This window comes from Pseudomonas sp. KB_15, assembly GCF_052114525.1.
In the GTDB taxonomy this organism is placed as follows: domain Bacteria; phylum Pseudomonadota; class Gammaproteobacteria; order Pseudomonadales; family Pseudomonadaceae; genus Aquipseudomonas.
Genome location: NZ_JBFREX010000072.1, coordinates 1 through 17,044, shown reverse-complemented (window position 1 = coordinate 17,044; position 17,044 = coordinate 1). Strand labels below are relative to the sequence as shown.

Below are 17,044 nucleotides of genomic sequence, written 5' to 3'. Positions count from 1 at the left end.
GATTTTACGACTGCTTCGCAGCCGAACGCAGGCTTCGCCAGCTGCTACAGACCGCGTTTCGTTACAGGTTCCGCGATTAATCCTGCGGATCGAGGTTATCCAGCACCCGATTCACCGCCAGTTCGGCCAGCATGATGATCTGTGCGATCGCCAATGCCGTGTTGCGCTGGCTGCCTTCCAGAAACGTAGCAAAGTCATTGGTCATGACGCTCGCCGAGGCCAGCGACTCGCAGGCGTGCGCCAACAGCGTTTCGTTATTGATGCCGGGCGAGATGGAGAACATCGGGCTGGGATTGCGTGGGGGGTTGGCCGTGGGTTTGAACATGGTGATGCTCCTAGAGTAATGGAGCTGCCAAGTCTCGCTGCGATACGAAGGGTGGCAGCTGTACGCGGGTCGCAGACCGGGACTCTAGAACCCGGTAGACCCGAAGGTCTCCCACGCACAGCCGCCATAACGTGAATTGATCACGAACAGTGGACGCTATGCGTCTAGAGATACCCGGGCTGCGAAACCCGATCGCTGAATTTGCAGCGACACGGAACGATAGGGTCCGGATACCAGGCGCACAAGTCGGCGGATTCTGGCGTAGTTGTAGGCAAGGGTGCAAGAAACCGTAATCTGTGGAGTTCATCCGAAGCCGATTACCTTCAGACCATTCCTACACAGCATTCCGGGACTGTTTATCCGCATTTCGAAACATCTTTTACCCTCCGCGACCCGAGTGTCGAGTGCAGAATCCGCAGACTTTTTCTCGCGGATATTCCTATGCGTAAAGCGATTTTCCTGACCGGCGTGCTGACCCTCTTGCTCGGCCAAACGATTCAGGCACAAGCCTCGGAGCCGAACGACTGGACGCAGTTTCTGAGCGATCCTCGTTTCATGCCGGCAATCAAAAGTTGCCTGGCCGCTCACCCGAAAGCCGAGGGGCCAGCCGTTGTCATGAACGTTTGGCATGCGAACCTGGAAGAAGTCGGGGTCATGACAACCGACCTGAGCGGACGCAGAAATAGCTGTTTCGCCCCCAAGGAAACGGGTGTTGCAAGCGAGTCCCGAACGGTGTTTGATCTGCCCGGACCGCTATTTGTGTCAGTGGATCAAGCCAGAGTGGCGCCCAAGGGTGAGTGCATTGAACCAACTCCGGTGTACATCGACCAACGGCTTCAGGGATGGATCCTCAGGCAACCTGTTCTCAATCAGCAAATCCCCAGTGCCTGTTCGACCCCGATCTGGACCGACCTGTTGCCGGCCAACCAGACTCGGCCAAGTGCCTGAAGCCCAATCAAGAGCCTCCGTCGAGGCATTACCACGAGGAGCGTGGGAACGATCAAGGCGTCCAGGCGAGCGGATTTCAACTAACCTTTTAGAGCAACGTATGTCGCCCTGTGGCAGGCACACTGTTAGATTCCCGTAGCGCATCAATTCGCTAACGGAGTAGCTCAATGGAACACACACTGAAAATTCTGGGTAAAGCCTCGTCGATCAACGTCCGCAAGGTTCTGTGGACCTGCGAGGAACTGGGCATAACCTACGAGCGCGAGGACTGGGGCAGCGGCTTTGCCTCGACCCACAGCCCGGAGTTCCTCCGGTTCAATCCCAACGCGCAGGTGCCGGTGATCATCGATGAAGCCGGGGTGTTATGGGAGTCCAATACCATCTGCCGCTATCTGGTCGGCAAACACCATCACCATCATACCGAGCTGCTGCCTACTGAACCTGTCGCCCGCGCTCGGGTGGAGCAGTGGATGGATTGGCAAGCCACCGAGCTCAATCCGTCCTGGAGATACCCGTTCATGGCACTGGTGCGCAAGGACCCGGAATTCCAGGACCCGCATAGCCTTGAAGTCGGCATCCGCGGCTGGAACCAGAAAATGGGCATCCTCGAACATCAACTCGCAACCACCAAGGCCTATGTCGCCGGACCGCGGTTTACCCTGGCCGACATCGTCATCGGCCTCTCGGTCAACCGCTGGCTGATGACCCCGATCGAGCGTCCGGACTACCCCGCCGTCGATGAGTACTTCAAACGCCTGGCGCAACACCCCGGCTTCCTGAAGCATTGCTGCAACGGCTTGCCTTGAATGGCCGCCTCGCACTAACCGCCACACAATGAAAAAGGCTCCCGAATGCCAGTCAGTTAAACAATTTCAGCCGCGACACCCTTTGTAGCAGCTGCCGAGCCCGCGAGGCTGCGTTCGGCTGCGAAGCAGTCGTAAAACCGGTAATCGCAGTACGTCAGGCAGGCCGCGTCAGCTGGACTCACGGCTGCTTCGCAGCCGAACGCAGCCTCGCGGGCTCGGCAGCTGCTACAGATACCCTCTACCGGGACGCGTTTTCATTTGTCACGACTAGTTCAGTTGCAACGTCGAGTTGAACTGACTGATCGCATCCACCACGTGGCGCGAGCCCTGCTGGATTTCCAGGATCACCTCCCCCGCCTCGTTCGCCAACTCAACCCCGAGCCCGGTACGACTCAGACTCGATTGCATGCTCGACACCGCGCTGAGTGACAAATCGTGGTTCTTGCGCACCACCTCGACAATCTCCAGCGTCGCCTGACTGGTACGCGCCGCGAGGCTGCGCACTTCATCGGCCACCACGGCAAACCCGCGCCCATGCTCACCGGCCCGTGCCGCTTCAATCGCCGCGTTGAGCGCCAGCAGGTTGGTCTGATCGGCAATGCCGCGAATGGTCTGCACGATGGTGCCGATGATGTCGGACTGTTTGCTCACGGCATCGATGCTCAGTGCCGCTTCATTCAGGTCCCGGGAAATGTCCTGGATAATCTGCACGGTCTGCTGCACCACCTCGGAACCTTTGCGCGCACAGGCGTCGTTTTGCACCGAGGTGCTGTGGGCAGATTCAGCGGCGGTTTGCAGGGTGGTCATCTGGTGAGTGATGTCGCTGGCAAACTTGACCACTTTGTACAAACGCCCCTTGGCGTCGAACAGCGGGTTGTAGGACGCTTCCAGGAATACCGTCTGACCTTGCTTGTTCCTGCGCTCGAAACGGTGAGAGTGGTACTCGCCACGATTGAGCGAGGCCCAGAAATTCCTGTAGCCCTGGGACTCGGCTTCGGCCCGGTGGCAGAACAGGCTGTGATGCTGGCCGAGCACCTCGTTGAGCGAGTAATGCATGGTTTTCAGGAAGTTGTCGTTGGCGCTGATGACCTTGCCATCGGGAGTGAACTCGATCACCGCCATGGAGCGGCCTATCGCGGCGAGCCTGCTTTCGTTTTCGTGCTCCTTGTTGACCCGGGCGGTGATGTCGGTAGCGACCTTGATCACGCTCTTGACTTGCCGATCGGGGCCCAGCACCGGCATGTAGCTGGCTTCGAGCCAGATCTCCCGGCCGCTTTTGTGCAAGCGCAAAAAGGTCCCGCTCAGCGACTCGCCCCGCGCCAGGTCGCGCCACAGTTTGGTGTAGTCGTCGCTGCGGTAAAACTGCTCTTCACAAAAGATCCGGTGATGCTTGCCGCGCACCTCGTCGGCGTTGTAGCCCATGGCATTGCAAAAATTTTCGTTGGCATCGATGACGATGCCGTCCGGGGTGAATTCAATCATCGCCATCGAACGACTGATCGCCGCCAGCTTAGAGTTGGCCTCGGTCAGCGCACAACTGAATCGTTCGATTTCCAGCAGGTCAGCCTTGTGATGTAGGTTGAACATTGTTGCATCACCTTCTGTGCGGTTTTTTGATTGATGAAAGTTGCAGGTCTTTCACATCCACCACTACGTTCCATGGAACAGGCGCACACATCCCTCCAAAAAGAAGGACTCGTCAGGTGATAAATGATGATCAATCGGAGGGGTCCTAAATCGGCACTCTCATCAAGACATCCTTCTCTTGATAGCCCGCATGCGGGCCAGCCCTAACAGATTCAAATCAAAGTCCATTTAGCGCACGGTTCCCTGTCATCAAGTGTCGGTGCCTTCGATTGCGCACTCTTTCGCCAAGACTTCGACCGCCCCATCACGGTCGACATAGTTAGTTACAGCTGATAATAGACAGCCACCTTGGGTTTGCAAGGCCACTAGTATGCCAGCATTGAGGACAAAATCGATTCAGCGGCCGGCGGTGAAAGCGGCGTTGGCTGCCGAATTGGCGTAAGACTTCAAATCGCATCGCGAGCAAGCTCGCTCCCACAGGGGATCTCTGCTGACCACGGGTTTTGTGGGCACAACAGATCCAATGTGGGAGCGAGCTTGCTCGCGATGGCTACCTTCCAGACACCACAAAACTACAAGCTGGCACTCACCCTGGAGGCCACCTCCCCCGGCACCCAGCCCTTCCACACCTGCGGCTGTTCACGCAAAAACGCTTCGGCGACCTCACGGGGTTTCTGCCGCTTTTCACTCATCTGGCCCAAGGTCTGGTTCAACAGATCAATCGGCAGGTCGACCTTTTCAAAGAACGTCACCAGATCCGGGTACTGCACCTTGAACGGTGCCGATACGCCAATGGCCAGGCTGGCCGGCATCGAGCGCGTGCCTTTGGGGTTCGGGTTGTTGGCGTCGGCCAGGGTTTTCCAGGCTGCGGCATCGAACGGCGGTTCGTCGAGTTTCACCAGTTTGAAACGCCCCAGTAGCGGTGTCGGCGACCAGTAGTAGAACAGCACCGGTTTGCCACGGCGGATCGACGACGCCACCTCGGCATCCAGTGCGGCACCGGACCCCGTGCGGAAGTTGACGTAGCTGGCGGTCAGGTCATAGGCCTTGAGTTTCTGGCTGTTGACGATTTCCGAGGTCCAGCCGGTCGGACTGTTGAGGAAGCGTCCGCGGCTCGGGTCTTCCGGGTCGCGGAACACGTCCTTGTACTTCGCCAGATCAGCGACGGATTTCAACTCCGGGGCCAAGGGCTTGATGCCGCGTTCGGCATCGCCCTTGATCACGTACTCCGGCACCCACCAACCTTCGGTGGCGCCTTTGACCGTATCCCCAAGGCCGAACACCTTGCCCTCCGCCGCAGCCTTGACCCACGCCGGACTGCGCCCGGCCCACTCTTCACCGATGACCTGGATATCGTTTTTGGCCAGCGCCGCTTCAAGGCTGACGGTGCTGCCCGGCAGCGTGTCAGTCGGGTAGCCGTAACCTTTTTCAACGATCAGACGCAGGATTTCGGTGATGAGGCTGCCGCTTTCCCAGGTGATGTCGCCAAAGTGGATAGGTGCCGCTTTTTCCGTAGCCGATGCCGGATGGGACAACAGGCTCAGGGCCAGCAGCGAACTGCCGAGCAGGGTTTTGATCGATCTCATGCGGACCTCTGGTTCTGGAGTGGGCTGTTCAGGGATTGATTTGCGCTGTGCCGGTCGCACAGGGCCTGGGAACGGGTCATGTAGTCGCTGACCGAACGCAGCGAGATGCCCAGCGCAGCGGCAATTTGCGGGTAGGTCAGGCCGTCGATCCGCGACAGCAGGAAGGTCGAGCGAACTTTGCCTGGCAGCCGCTGAAGACTGTGATCCACACGGCTCAGGGTCTGGGACAACTGAGCCAGTTTTTCCGGCGATTCGGCGTGGATCGGCTCGGCCTGTTGCAGCTGCTGAAGATGCCGGCGCTCCAGATCACCTCGACGCCAACGCTGATAGAGCAGGCGCCGGGCGATGGTGGTGAGCAAGGCACGAGGTTCACGGATGGCCGTCAGGCCAGGGGCTTCGAGCAATTGCACGAAGGTTTCGCAGGCAATGTCTTCGACACCGGCGGCATCGTTCAGAGACTGACGCAGGCGTGTGCAGAGCCAGTGGTAGTGAGCGCGGAACAATCCGTCCACGTGTTTGCGATGAAGAATATCGGCGCCGGACATAGGGGCTCCTGGGTTAGGGGTCGCTGAATGTCCGGTGGTCCGGTGAGGCGAATCCTAGCAAGGAGCCTTATTCTTTAATAATACTTAAAACTTATTTTTATATTCCTATAAAGAATTAAAGATCACTTGCGCCTGACAGTCCGTCATCGCGGGCAAGCCCGCTCCCACAGGGTTTCGGTGTACCTGTGGGAGCGTGGCTTGCCCGCGAAAAATGGACCTGTCGACCCAACATTTGCACCCTATCGCAAATCTCCATACCCCAGCATCTCGGCCTCAAGCTGATAATCGAGCACAACCTGATAGTCGCTTTCGCTAGCCGACAGCACCTCTGGCAACCCGAGGATTTCGGCGACGTCAGGCAATTCGCGCAACGCCTGATTCATCGCCTGCAATAGCCCTTCAGCCTGCTGATCGCTGACGGTGGCTGCCGTGATGTAGGGCAACGTCGGACTCAATGCACTGCGAGCAATCACGCGCAAACCGGCCACTTCCTCCTCGGCGTATCGGGCCAGACAGGCAAATGTCACGCTGTCGATGGCCGCCAGATCGGCAAGGTCTTCGCGCAGCCAGCGCAGGCTTTCTCGATGGCTACCGCTGATTCCGACCTGCGCAAAAAACTGCCCGTCACGTTGCAATGGTGCCAACCGGTGGCGCAGCAGGTTCATGCCGCTGTTGGAGTCATGGCTATTGATCACGCCTCGGCTGCCGCGAAAATCCGCCAGGGTTCGCCGTGCATCATCAATACGCCCCAGAATCAGGCTGCAATGATTGCCGCCGCTGCTGTCCGGCAGTTCATAACGCGGCCGCCCCAGCACCCGGACCTTGCCGCGCAATGCCGTCATCAGCGGATAACCGCAGGTTTGTGTGAGCAGCAAGTGCGGCGACAGCCACAGGTCCATCAGTGACAGGCCTTCGGCATCGCCGCGGGTTTCGCCCAGGTGCTCGAGGATTCGCGCCAGCCAGCGTTCGTTGGCCTGGTGGATGGGTTCGGGTGCGACGTACATCAGTAGTTCGGCGATGTGTTGGGTCATCGAAATAGTCCCGTGTAACGAAAATCCCCTGTGGGAGCGGGCTTGCTCGCGAATGCGGTGCGTCATTCAACATTGATGTTGGCGGAGACGACGCTTTCGCGAGCAAGCCCGCTCCCACAGGGTTTGGAGGTGATCCACGGATCAGTAAAACGGATGCCTCGGGCTGTCGATGGCCTTCACTCCATGTTCACGCCACAGCTGCCCATAACCCCGCACCAGAAATCCACCACTGCGCGCCAGCCATTGCGCGCGGCGGGTCCGGTAAGCTCGGGGCAAGTCGTACCAGGGCAACCCCGGCAACTCGTGATGCACCAGATGAAAATTGAGGTTCAGGAACAGCCAGCGCCACGGCCACGCCGCTTCATTGAGCACGGTGCGTTGCTCCGGCGCCGCGTGAGGCCGATGTTCATAGTAGGAGCGAATCATGGCAATCGACAGCGCCGGCACACTGATCAGAAACAGGTAATGCCATACCGGCAACACGCTGTAGCGCGCGATGAACAGCAGCATCAACAGGGTCAAGGCGCCATGGCTGAGCCACATCAACCAGGCCTGGCGCTCGCCGCTTTTCAGGCGCTGCAGTTCTTCCCGGGCCAGCGTCAGCAAAGCGATTGGCGCACCGAGCAGAAAGCGCCCGAGCACGGTTTTGTTCAACCAGTGCAGGCCTTGTTCGAACAACGAACTGCCCCGCCACTGCTCGGCGCTCAGGTAACGGCTTTCCGGATCGCGACCGGGGATGGTCAGGTCCTCATCGCGGTGATGCAGCAAATGGCTGTCGCGATACAAGGTGTAGGGATACCAGACGGCAAACGGCGCGTAGCCGAGGATTTTATTCAACAGCGGCCAGCGGGTCGGATGACCGTGCAGCAGTTCGTGCTGCACGGATAACCACAGCACCAACAATGGAATCAGCAACAGCGTGCTCCACCACAAACCCAACCGATGGCTGGCCAACACGATGCCAAACCAGCCGCCATACACACCGATCAGCAGCAACCAGGTCGGCCATTCGGTGCGCGCGGTGAAGCGTCGGCGCAGGGTTTCGATTTCTTGTTGGTGGGCGCTATCAAAGTAATGGGGCATGGCATTGCTCAGATCGGGGACCAATCCTCTTCTGTGCAACGACGCCCGGATTTCTTGCAGATTATTTTCAATGTGATCGCTCCCGCATTGCGCGGGAGCGATCGGTCAGCGCAGGCTCAATGCCCGAACACATTGACCTTTTTGGCTTTCTTGTCGGCGCGCTTTTCAATAGCGGTTTTCGCCGGCTTTTTCTTGTCTGCTTTCTTTGAATCCATACCTTTGGACATGATGCGTACTCCACTCATGGGGATGTGAGATCAGGTATACACCTATCCCGGCGCGCGTGTTCTTTTATAATCGCCCGCTTTGCATACCGACAGTCCGAGACCATGCCCGATACCCATTTCACCCTGCTCGACGAGCCGTTATGGCCGTTGATGAACAAGTTCTATCGCGCTCACCAATCGTCGATGAAAGCCGTGCGCGACGCGCAGCTGTGGGTGGCCCGGCGCGACCAGATTGTTGCCGCGCTGTGTTTGCGTCCGGTGTCCGGCGGGCATTGGCTGACCGGGTTGTTTGTCGATCCGGGGTGTCGCGAACAAGGGCTTGCCGCCGGGTTGATTGCGGCCGCGGTGAAGGATTGCCAACTGCCGGTGTGGTTGTTCTGTCATCCGGACTTGCGCGGGTTTTATGAGCGACGCGGGTTCACTTTCGATCCACCGATGCCTTACGCAATGGTCGAACGCTTGAGCCGTTATGCGCGCAGCAAGCCGATGATTGCGATGGGGTTGGAGCCAGGCGTTTAACTTACTCAACCCTGTTGGAGATCCAATGTGGGAGCGAGCTTGCTCGCGATGAGGCCCGGTCAGTCAACATTGTTGGCGACTGATACACCGCCATCGCGAGCAAGCTCGCTCCCACAGGGTTTTGCGGCGATTTAATCGTCCGCGTTGGGATCCAGGTCCGGGAACATCACTTCGGTGAAGCCAAACTTGCTGAAGTCGGTAATGCGCGAAGGGTACAAGCGGCCGATCAGGTGATCGCACTCATGCTGCACCACCCGTGCGTGGAAGCCCGAAGCAATCCGCACGATGGGCTCGCCCTTGGGGTCGACGCCTTCGTAGCGAATGTGCTGGTAACGCTGCACCGCGCCGCGCAGGCCGGGCACGGACAAACAACCTTCGAAACCCTCTTCCAGGGTCGGGCTCAGCGGTGTGATCAACGGGTTGATCAGGATTGTCTGCGGCACGGCTTCGGCATCCGGATAACGCTCGCTGTGCTCGAAACCGAAGATCACCAGTTGCAGGTCGACGCCGATCTGCGGAGCAGCCAGGCCAACGCCCCCCACACTTTCCATGGTCTGGAACATGTCATCGATCAGTTGCCACAGCTCGGGGCTGTCGAACATCTCGGCCGGCACCGGCGGGGCAATGCGCAGCAGGCGCTCATCGCCCATTTTCAGAATTTCACGAATCATGATCAGGCTTCGTCAGTGGTCGGTTTGAGCGAATGATCGCGGCCCAGTCCCGACACGTGGTGTTTTTCTTCGTGGCCGGGACCATGTTCACCGGGGACTTTTTCCCCTGGGTCCTTGCCCTCTCGCGACATATGTTCGATCACCGCATTCATTTCGGCACCGAGCAACAACACCGCAGCGGAAATGTAGAAGTACAGCAATAGCACAATGATCGCGCCGATACTGCCATACATGGCGTTGTAGTTGGCGATCTCTTTGACGTACAAACCGAAGCCCAGGGACGCGATGATCCACACCACCACCGCCAGCACCGAGCCAGGGGTGATGAAGCGAAATTCCTGTTTGACGTCGGGCATGACGTAGTAGATCAACGCCACCGCGACCATCATCAGAATCACGATCACCGGCCAGCGCGCGATGGTCCAGAGCGTGACGATAAAGTACTCAAGGCCGACTTGCGCGGCGATCCACTCCATCACCTGCGGCCCGAGCACCATCAGCGCGGCGGCGATCAGCAGCATGCCGGCAATGCCGACGGTGTAGATGATCGACAACGGAAAGCGTTTCCACAGCGGGCGCCCTTCAACCACGTCGTAGGCAGCATTCATCGCGCTCATCATCAGCCGCACACCGGCGGAGGCGGTATACAGCGCAATCACGATACCCACCGACAGCAAGCCGCCCTTGGATTGCTGCAACTGGTCGATCACCGGGTTGACCTGTTCCAGTGCCTGGGGCGGCAATACCAGTTCTGATTGCAGGCGCAGCCAGGAGAAGAAATCGGGCAGATGCAGGAAGCCGATCAGGGCAATCAGGAACAGGATGAACGGAAACAGCGAAAACAGCATTTGATAGGCCAGCGCCGAGGCATAGGTCGACATCTCGTCGGCAATGAACTCGGTGACCGTGCGCATCATCACACGGTGCAGGGGCAAGCCTCTCATGTCCGGAAAAATCATTAGCGTCTCCATTCGCCGCATACGCATTTGGGTTGAAGTCGTGGCGACTCAGGGGCCGTTTTCTTTCATCAAGGTAGCCCAGTTGGCGACTTTGAAACAATTTCAGAGTGCAAGTTCAGGCTGACACAAAAACGGCCATCTGAAGATGGCCGCGTCCTGTTTTAATGAAAGGTCGGATCACGCCTTGTCGATGCCTTTCTTGAGCGCATCCTTGACCTTGCCGACCGCTTGCTGGACCTCGCCTTTCTTTTCCTGCATCACGCCTTCGGCACGCATTTTATCGTTGCCGGTGACCTTGCCGACACCTTGCTTGATGTTGCCAGCGGCTTCGTTGGCCATGCCTTTGACTTTATCGCTTGTGCTGCTCATGGTGATTCTCCAGTGAACATTTCAATGGGAGGAAATGTCGTTACACAAGGTTGACCGGGGGCTTTTGCAGGGAGTTTCATTTATTTTCACCACGACATTTCATCGTTCAGTGCAGGTTGCGCTTTATGTTTGCCCGGCAACCCCTGAGAATGCGCAACACATTCAGGCCATGGCGCTGAAGATCCAATCCCGTAGGAACGTTATGAAACTCGATAAAAAGCAGGCCATTGCCCGCAGAAACCAGGAACTCGGCGGTGCTGTGCTTGGCGTCAACAACTGCCACTTCACCGAATTGAACCGCAACCGCAATATCTGGTGGTTCGACATCCCGGTAGCGCGCCTGGCCGTGGGTCAGTACGAGTGGATCCACCTGCTGATGCACACGCCGGACACCGACGAGTTGCTGCACCTGAAAGTGCCGACCGTGTTCCTGCGCGAGAAGCTCGAAGGCCTGGTGGTGCGCAACCAGGGCAAACGCAAGGCCGCCCTGAGCCTGGAACTGAGCGCCGACAAGGACTCGTACCTGCAAGACATGCGCCCGGCTGGCACCAACGTCAACTTCGCGCCGTTTCGCTTGTAGGAGCGAGCTTGCTCCGGGCGGCGTTCCGACGATGGATTCAAGAGCGCTGCGTTTAACCAGTAAACACGCGTTATCGTTAACGACCATCGCGAGCAAGCTCGCTCCTACAGATGCAAAAAGCCCCGCATCAGCGGGGCTTTTTGTTGATTACGCGGTGGTTTTTTTCGCGTTGATCTTCTTCAGCTCTTCATCGCGCAATTCACGACGCAGGATCTTGCCGACGTTGGTGGTCGGCAGTGCATCGCGGAACTCCACGGAACGCGGGACCTTGTAGCCGGTGACGTTGGCACGCATGTGCTCCATCACCTGTTCCTTGGTCAGGGTCACGCCCGGCTTGGCGACGATGAAAATCTTGATCGCCTCGCCCGACTTCTCGTCCGGTACACCGATGGCCGCGCATTGCAGCACGCCCGGCAAGGTGGCCAGCACATCTTCGAGCTCGTTCGGGTACACGTTGAAACCGGAAACCAGGATCATGTCTTTCTTGCGATCGACAATGCGCATGTAGCCATCGGGCTGGATCAGCGCGATGTCACCGGTCTTCAGCCAGCCTTCGCTGTCGAGGATTTCATCGGTGGCTTCCTGGCGCTGCCAGTAACCCTTCATGACCTGCGGGCCCTTCACGCACAGCTCGCCGATTTCGCCCATCGGTTGTTCGACACCGGCATCGTTGATGACTTTGCACAGGGTCGACGGCACCGGAATGCCGATTGTGCCGACCTGGATGTTCTGGATCGGGTTGACCGTGGCCACAGGGCTGGTTTCGGTCATGCCGTAGCCCTCGCAGATGGCGCAACCGGTGACTGCCTTCCAGCGTTCGGCCGCGGCCAGTTGCAGGGCCATGCCGCCCGACAAGGTGACTTTCAGCGCGGAGAAGTCCAGCTTGCGGAAGCCTTCGTTGTTGCACAGGGCCACGAACAGTGTGTTCAAACCGACGAAGCCGCTGAACTTCCACTTCGACAGTTCCTTGACCATCGCCGGCAGGTCACGCGGGTTACTGATCAGGATGTTGTGGTTGCCGATCAGCATCATCGCCATGCAGTGAAAAGTGAACGCATAGATGTGGTACAGCGGCAGCGGTGTGATCAGGATCTCGCAACCTTCATTCAGGTTGGAACCCATCAGCGCCTTGCACTGCAACATGTTCGCCACCAGGTTGCGGTGGGTCAGCATCGCGCCCTTGGCCACGCCGGTGGTGCCACCGGTGTATTGCAGCACTGCGACATCACCGCTGGCCGGGTTGGCTTCCGCCACTGGCTGGCCCAGGCCTTTGCTCAGCACGTCATTGAACTTGACGGCTTTTGGCAAGTGATAGGCCGGCACCATCTTCTTCACGTACTTGATGACGCTGTTGATCAGCAGGCGCTTGAGCGGCGGCAGCAGGTCGGCGACTTCGGTGACGATCACGTGCTTGACGCCGGTTTTCGGCACCACGATTTCCGCCAGGTGCGCCATGTTGGCCAGGCAGACCAGGGCCTTGGCACCTGAGTCGTTGAACTGGTGTTCCATTTCCCGCGCGGTGTACAGCGGGTTGGTGTTGACCACGATCAACCCGGCGCGGATGGCGCCGAAGACGGCGACCGGGTACTGCAACACGTTGGGCAGTTGCACGGCGATTCGATCGCCGGGCTGCAAGTCGGTATGCTGTTGCAGGTAAGCGGCAAACGCACCGGACAATTCGTACAGTTCACCGTAGGTGAGTGTCTTGCCCAGGTTGCTGAATGCCGGCTTGTTGGCGAAGCGTTGGCAGGATTGCTTCAACACTGCCTGAATATTCGGATACTCATCTGGATTGATGTCGGCAGCAATTCCAGCTGGGTACTTATCCTTCCAAAAGTCTTCGATCATGGAAGCCCACTCCTCAGCAACGCGAATTCAGCACCGCATTTGATGCGATTATTATTGGTGTTTGGCCATTGGTGAATCTGGCTGATAGAAGGCCGAGAAGTCACAAAGCGCGCCGAGAGTAGCAGCTTTGCCAAGGGTCGACTAGAGCCAAAAGCGGCCTCTACGGTCACTTTTGTGACTCAAGACTTACAAGCGGTCATTTTAGAGCAAAAAACCTATAAAGCCCTGAAACCCACGAAAACCGGGGCTTTGGCGTTCGCCGAAAAGCATCGCGGGCAAGCCCGCTCCCACAGGGTTCGCGCCGCACACATAGTTTGTGCACAACAGTGAACCTGTGGGAGCGTGGCTTGCCCGCGATCCGCGCAAAGCGCGGCCATTCAGCGATCAGGCGATATCACGCAACTCCCGCCGCAGGATCTTGCCCACCGGCGTCATCGGCAACGACTCACGCAGCACAATGTGCTTGGGTACTTTGTACGCCGTGAAGTTCTCCTTGCAGTAAGCCTTCAACTCTTCAAGGCTGACACCCGCTTCGCGGGCCACCACGAACAGCTTCACCGCCTCCCCCGACCGCTCGTCGGGCACACCGATGACCGCACAGTTGGCGACTTTCGGGTGGGCCATCACCACGTCTTCGATCTCGTTCGGGTACACGTTGAAGCCCGAGACGATGATCATGTCTTTCTTGCGGTCAACGATTCGCACGAAACCGTCCGGGTCGATCACCGCAATGTCACCGGACTTGAACCAGCCTTCGGCATCCAGCACCTCGGCAGTGGCATCGGGTTTCTGCCAGTAGCCCTTCATGATCTGCGGACCCTTGATGCACAACTCGCCGCGTTCGCCCAAAGGTTGTTCGACGCCGTCATCGCTGATGACTTTCAGCGTGGTGCCCGGCACCGGCAGGCCGACCGTGCCGATCCGCGACTGGTCGCCATACGGGTTGGTGCAGGCCACTGGCGACGTTTCGGTCAGGCCGTAACCTTCGGTGATGCGGCAACCGGTCAGTTGCTCCCAACGCTCGGCGGTGGCCTTGACCAGCGCAGTGCCGCCTGAGTTGGTGAGCTTGAGGCTGGAGAAATCCAGGATCTTGAAGTCTGGGTGATCCATCAGCGCGACGAACAGCGTGTTGAGCCCCAGCAACGCCGAGAACCGCCAGTTCTTCAGTTCCTTGATGAAGCCACCGATGTCCCGTGGATTGGTGATCAGCACGTTGTGGTTGCCCGTCACCATCATGCACATGCAGTTCGCGGTGAAGGCATAGATGTGGTACAGCGGCAGCGGCGCGATCATGACCTCCTGCCCTTCGCGCAACAACGGCTGGCCGTCACGTCCATGCTGACTGAGACAAGCCCGCGCTTGCTGCATGTTCGCCACCAGGTTGCCGTGGGTCAGCATCGCGCCTTTGGCCAGGCCGGTGGTGCCGCCGGTGTATTGCAGCACGGCGATATCGTCGAGGCCGACGTTCAGCGGCTTGATTCCCAGGCCCCGCCCCATGCGCAGCGCGCTCTTGAAGGAAACAGCCTGGGGCAAGGAATAGTCCGGGACCATCTTCTTGACCTTGCTCACCACAGTGTTGACCAGCCACCCCTTGGCGGCCGGCATCAGGTCGCCCATCTTCGCTTCGATCAAGTACTGGATGTCGGTGTCAGGCAGCACTTCCTGGACTTTCTGGCCGAACATGTTCAGGTACACCAGCGCCCGGGCACCGGAGTCCTTGAATTGATGACGCATCTCCCGCGCGGTGTACAGCGGGTTGGTGTTGACCACGATCAGCCCGGCGCGCAAGGCGCCGAACACGGCAATCGGGTAATGCAGGACGTTGGGCATCTGCACCGCGATGCGGTCCCCCGGCACCAGGTCGGTGTGGGCTTGCAGGTAACCGGCGAAGGCGGCGCTGTGGCGTTCCAGTTCGGCATAGGTCAGGGTGATGCCCATGTTGCTGAACGCGGGGCGGTCAGCAAACTTCTTGCAGGAACGCTCGAACACCTCGATCACCGACTTGTAGGTTCCCAGATCGATATCCAGGGGTACGCCGGCCGGGCGTTTGTCATTCCAGAAATCAGGTTGCATTGTTCTTGTCCTCTTTACCTGAATCTATCCGGGGCCACTTTTCTGTCATTTCTCTCTGATCCCTCAAAGGCAGAAAGCGAAAAGCGGAGCTTCACGGACACTAGCAGCTATGGCGATTCAGGCAAATATGCCGAAAGCCGTCATTGATCGTGTGAATCTTCCTGCCTTGCTGTGGGCTGATCAGACGCGTGCAACGGGATGCGCTATACAATGCAACGACTCAGTGCAAAGGAACCGCCATGATCCATGACACTTTCTGGCTGACCACGAGCGACCACAGCCGTCTCTTCGTCAACCAGTGGCTTCCTGACGGCAGCCTCAAGGCAATGATTCTGCTGGCCCACGGCATGGCCGAACACAGCGGTCGCTATGGCCCCCTTGCGGAAAAACTCTGTGATCAGGGCTATGGCGTGTGTGCGCCGGACCTGCGTGGACATGGCAAAACTGCCGAAAACGGGACGCTCGGGCATTTCGCCGATGACGACGGCTGGTGCAAGGTCGTGAGCGACCTGGCCTGCCTGAACCAGCACATCGGCCAGCAGCACCCTGGCGTACCGATCGTGCTGCTGGGCCACAGCATGGGCAGTTACATCGCCCAGGCCTATCTGCTGCACCACAGTGCCAGCCTGCACGGGGCAATCCTCAGCGGTTCGAACTTCCAGCCCGTGGCGCTTTATCGCGCGGCACGGCAAATCGCCCGTATCGAACGCCTGCGCCAGGGCCAAAAAGGACGCAGCGCCTTGATCGAATGGCTGTCGTTCGGTTCGTTCAACAACAAATTCAAACCGGCACGCACGCCGTTCGACTGGCTCAGCCGAGATCCGGCGCAGGTCGATCTGTACGTTAACGACCCGCTCTGCGGTTTTCGTTGCACCAATCAACTGTGGATCGATTTGCTCGGTGGCTTGCAGCAAATCAGCAAAGCGTCCAATCTCGCCCAGATCGATCCGGGTCTGCCGCTGCTGGTGATTGGTGGTGAATGTGATCCGGTGAGCGAAGGCAAACGTCTGAAGGATCTGGCCGGCGCGCTACGGGCGGCCGGCAGCCAGCACCTGCAACTGACCGTTTACCCGCAGGCGCGGCACGAACTGTTCAATGAGAGCAACCGCGATGAAATCATCGCCGATGTGCTGAACTGGATCGCACAAGCCTTGAGCGCCCCTCGGCCGCACCGATCCGAATAGTTTTTTGTGAATTTTTTAATTCGTCACAGGAATTGAGATAGATGACCCAGGTTACCAACACCCCTTACGAAGCCCTTGAAGTCGGCCAGACCGCCAGTTTCAGCAAGACGGTCGAAGAGCGCGACATCCAGTTGTTCGCCGCGATGTCCGGCGATCACAACCCGGTGCACCTGGATGCCGAGTACGCCGCCAGCACCATGTTCAAGGAGCGCATCGCCCACGGCATGTTCAGCGGCGCGTYGATCAGCGCAGCGGTCGCCTGCGAATTGCCTGGACCGGGGACCATCTACATCGGTCAGCAAATGAGCTTTCAAAAGCCGGTGAAGATCGGCGACACCCTGACCGTGCGCCTGGAAATCCTGGAAAAACTGCCGAAGTTTCGCGTGCGCATTGCCACCCGCGTGTTCAACCAGCGCGATGAACTGGTAGTGGATGGCGAAGCGGAAATCCTTGCGCCACGCAAGCAACAAAGCGTGACATTGACCACGCTGCCCGCGATCAGCATCGGCTAACCCTCTGTGGCAAGGGGGCTTGCCCCCTCGCCACTGTCCCCGCAGCTAGCTGGATAATGCCGATGAGTTAAGCCACAACGCAATCTGTAGCAGCTGGCGTAGCCTGCGTCCGGCTGCGCAGCAGTCGTAAATCCGGCTTGCACGATCTCTCTGACGTACCGCGAACTCTGATTTTACGACTGCTGCGCAGC

16 protein-coding genes and 2 pseudogenes are annotated in these 17,044 nt (G+C 58.6%); 6 read left to right on the top strand and 12 right to left on the bottom strand.

Annotation, left to right across the window (positions count from 1 at the left end; genetic code table 11):
- Positions 1-76: 76 nt before the first annotated feature.
- Complete coding sequence (locus tag AB4Z35_RS28820) at positions 77-325, bottom strand: DUF6124 family protein (protein ID WP_442100991.1); 249 nt, start codon at positions 323-325, stop codon at positions 77-79.
- A 441-nt stretch (positions 326-766) separates the two neighbouring features.
- Between AB4Z35_RS28820 and AB4Z35_RS28815 the strand changes: the two genes are divergently transcribed.
- Entirely contained in the window at positions 767-1,273 is a 507-nt protein-coding gene (locus AB4Z35_RS28815; protein ID WP_442100989.1) for a hypothetical protein, read from the top strand.
- A gap of 167 nt (positions 1,274-1,440) precedes the next feature.
- Positions 1,441-2,079 (top strand): glutathione S-transferase family protein, encoded by a 639-nt coding sequence (locus tag AB4Z35_RS28810; protein ID WP_442100987.1) that lies wholly within the window; start codon positions 1,441-1,443, stop codon positions 2,077-2,079.
- Positions 2,080-2,346: 267 nt separating this feature from the next.
- Here the strand turns inward: AB4Z35_RS28810 and AB4Z35_RS28805 are convergent.
- The 6 genes and pseudogenes from AB4Z35_RS28805 to AB4Z35_RS28780 form a co-directional block, all read right to left on the bottom strand.
- A pseudogene (locus AB4Z35_RS28805) lies at positions 2,347-2,766 on the bottom strand (methyl-accepting chemotaxis protein); the annotation flags it as partial.
- A gap of 129 nt (positions 2,767-2,895) precedes the next feature.
- A pseudogene (locus AB4Z35_RS28800) lies at positions 2,896-3,567 on the bottom strand (PAS domain-containing protein); the annotation flags it as partial.
- A 671-nt stretch (positions 3,568-4,238) separates the two neighbouring features.
- Positions 4,239-5,252: an ABC transporter substrate-binding protein gene (locus AB4Z35_RS28795; RefSeq protein WP_442100985.1), complete on the bottom strand. Its 1,014-nt coding sequence runs from the start codon at positions 5,250-5,252 to the stop codon at positions 4,239-4,241.
- A complete protein-coding gene (locus tag AB4Z35_RS28790; protein ID WP_442100983.1) occupies positions 5,249-5,797 on the bottom strand; it encodes a sigma-70 family RNA polymerase sigma factor in 549 nt (182 codons plus the stop codon). The genes AB4Z35_RS28795 and AB4Z35_RS28790 overlap by 4 nt, the downstream gene beginning before the upstream one ends.
- A gap of 239 nt (positions 5,798-6,036) precedes the next feature.
- The gene (locus AB4Z35_RS28785; protein ID WP_442100981.1) at positions 6,037-6,828 is read right to left on the bottom strand and encodes a phosphate/phosphite/phosphonate ABC transporter substrate-binding protein; all 792 of its coding nucleotides are present in this window, start codon (positions 6,826-6,828) and stop codon (positions 6,037-6,039) included.
- 141 nt (positions 6,829-6,969) lie between these two features.
- On the bottom strand, positions 6,970-7,911 hold the full coding sequence (locus AB4Z35_RS28780) for a fatty acid desaturase (RefSeq protein WP_442100979.1): 942 nt from the start codon (positions 7,909-7,911) through the stop codon (positions 6,970-6,972).
- 329 nt (positions 7,912-8,240) lie between these two features.
- Between AB4Z35_RS28780 and AB4Z35_RS28775 the strand changes: the two genes are divergently transcribed.
- Positions 8,241-8,657, top strand: a complete 417-nt coding sequence (locus tag AB4Z35_RS28775) for a GNAT family N-acetyltransferase (RefSeq protein WP_442100977.1) — start codon at positions 8,241-8,243, stop codon at positions 8,655-8,657.
- Between the two features lie 131 nt (positions 8,658-8,788).
- On the opposite strand, the gene def is transcribed toward AB4Z35_RS28775, so the two are convergent.
- The 3 genes from def to AB4Z35_RS28760 form a co-directional block, all read right to left on the bottom strand.
- The gene (gene def / locus AB4Z35_RS28770) at positions 8,789-9,328 is read right to left on the bottom strand and encodes a peptide deformylase (RefSeq protein WP_442100975.1); all 540 of its coding nucleotides are present in this window, start codon (positions 9,326-9,328) and stop codon (positions 8,789-8,791) included.
- Positions 9,329-9,330: 2 nt separating this feature from the next.
- Positions 9,331-10,287, bottom strand: coding sequence for a YihY/virulence factor BrkB family protein (locus tag AB4Z35_RS28765; protein ID WP_442100973.1), 957 nt, complete (start codon positions 10,285-10,287; stop codon positions 9,331-9,333).
- Between the two features lie 177 nt (positions 10,288-10,464).
- Entirely contained in the window at positions 10,465-10,656 is a 192-nt protein-coding gene (locus AB4Z35_RS28760) for a CsbD family protein (RefSeq protein ID WP_442100971.1), read from the bottom strand.
- Between the two features lie 202 nt (positions 10,657-10,858).
- Between AB4Z35_RS28760 and AB4Z35_RS28755 the strand changes: the two genes are divergently transcribed.
- A complete protein-coding gene (locus tag AB4Z35_RS28755) occupies positions 10,859-11,236 on the top strand; it encodes a hypothetical protein (protein WP_007996168.1) in 378 nt (125 codons plus the stop codon).
- A gap of 147 nt (positions 11,237-11,383) precedes the next feature.
- Here the strand turns inward: AB4Z35_RS28755 and fadD1 are convergent, their stop codons facing one another.
- Together fadD1 and fadD2 are read right to left on the bottom strand one after the other, a co-directional pair.
- Positions 11,384-13,084 carry a long-chain-fatty-acid--CoA ligase FadD1 gene (gene fadD1 / locus AB4Z35_RS28750; RefSeq protein WP_442100969.1) on the bottom strand — a complete coding sequence of 567 codons (1,701 nt, stop codon included), beginning with the start codon at positions 13,082-13,084 and terminating at the stop codon, positions 11,384-11,386.
- A gap of 384 nt (positions 13,085-13,468) precedes the next feature.
- Positions 13,469-15,157: a long-chain-fatty-acid--CoA ligase FadD2 gene (gene fadD2 / locus AB4Z35_RS28745; protein WP_442100967.1), complete on the bottom strand. Its 1,689-nt coding sequence runs from the start codon at positions 15,155-15,157 to the stop codon at positions 13,469-13,471.
- Positions 15,158-15,396: 239 nt separating this feature from the next.
- Here fadD2 and AB4Z35_RS28740 point away from each other — a divergent pair, with 239 nt between their 5' ends.
- Together AB4Z35_RS28740 and AB4Z35_RS28735 are read left to right on the top strand one after the other, a co-directional pair.
- On the top strand, positions 15,397-16,341 hold the full coding sequence (locus tag AB4Z35_RS28740; RefSeq protein ID WP_116261956.1) for an alpha/beta hydrolase: 945 nt from the start codon (positions 15,397-15,399) through the stop codon (positions 16,339-16,341).
- 41 nt (positions 16,342-16,382) lie between these two features.
- Positions 16,383-16,853, top strand: coding sequence for a MaoC family dehydratase (locus AB4Z35_RS28735; protein WP_442100965.1), 471 nt, complete (start codon positions 16,383-16,385; stop codon positions 16,851-16,853).
- Positions 16,854-17,044 lie beyond the last annotated feature (191 nt).

What these genes read in the sequence shown, in the direction of transcription:
- AB4Z35_RS28820 (WP_442100991.1), bottom strand. Translation starts at nt 325, where the DNA reads ATGTTCAAACCCACGGCCAACCCCCCACGCAATCCCAGCCCGATGTTC.
- AB4Z35_RS28815 (WP_442100989.1), top strand. Translation starts at nt 767, where the DNA reads ATGCGTAAAGCGATTTTCCTGACCGGCGTGCTGACCCTCTTGCTCGGC.
- AB4Z35_RS28810 (WP_442100987.1), top strand. Translation starts at nt 1,441, where the DNA reads ATGGAACACACACTGAAAATTCTGGGTAAAGCCTCGTCGATCAACGTC.
- AB4Z35_RS28795 (WP_442100985.1), bottom strand. Translation starts at nt 5,252, where the DNA reads ATGAGATCGATCAAAACCCTGCTCGGCAGTTCGCTGCTGGCCCTGAGC.
- AB4Z35_RS28790 (WP_442100983.1), bottom strand. Translation starts at nt 5,797, where the DNA reads ATGTCCGGCGCCGATATTCTTCATCGCAAACACGTGGACGGATTGTTC.
- AB4Z35_RS28785 (WP_442100981.1), bottom strand. Translation starts at nt 6,828, where the DNA reads ATGACCCAACACATCGCCGAACTACTGATGTACGTCGCACCCGAACCC.
- AB4Z35_RS28780 (WP_442100979.1), bottom strand. Translation starts at nt 7,911, where the DNA reads ATGCCCCATTACTTTGATAGCGCCCACCAACAAGAAATCGAAACCCTG.
- AB4Z35_RS28775 (WP_442100977.1), top strand. Translation starts at nt 8,241, where the DNA reads ATGCCCGATACCCATTTCACCCTGCTCGACGAGCCGTTATGGCCGTTG.
- def (WP_442100975.1), bottom strand. Translation starts at nt 9,328, where the DNA reads ATGATTCGTGAAATTCTGAAAATGGGCGATGAGCGCCTGCTGCGCATT.
- AB4Z35_RS28765 (WP_442100973.1), bottom strand. Translation starts at nt 10,287, where the DNA reads ATGATTTTTCCGGACATGAGAGGCTTGCCCCTGCACCGTGTGATGATG.
- AB4Z35_RS28760 (WP_442100971.1), bottom strand. Translation starts at nt 10,656, where the DNA reads ATGAGCAGCACAAGCGATAAAGTCAAAGGCATGGCCAACGAAGCCGCT.
- AB4Z35_RS28755 (WP_007996168.1), top strand. Translation starts at nt 10,859, where the DNA reads ATGAAACTCGATAAAAAGCAGGCCATTGCCCGCAGAAACCAGGAACTC.
- fadD1 (WP_442100969.1), bottom strand. Translation starts at nt 13,084, where the DNA reads ATGATCGAAGACTTTTGGAAGGATAAGTACCCAGCTGGAATTGCTGCC.
- fadD2 (WP_442100967.1), bottom strand. Translation starts at nt 15,157, where the DNA reads ATGCAACCTGATTTCTGGAATGACAAACGCCCGGCCGGCGTACCCCTG.
- AB4Z35_RS28740 (WP_116261956.1), top strand. Translation starts at nt 15,397, where the DNA reads ATGATCCATGACACTTTCTGGCTGACCACGAGCGACCACAGCCGTCTC.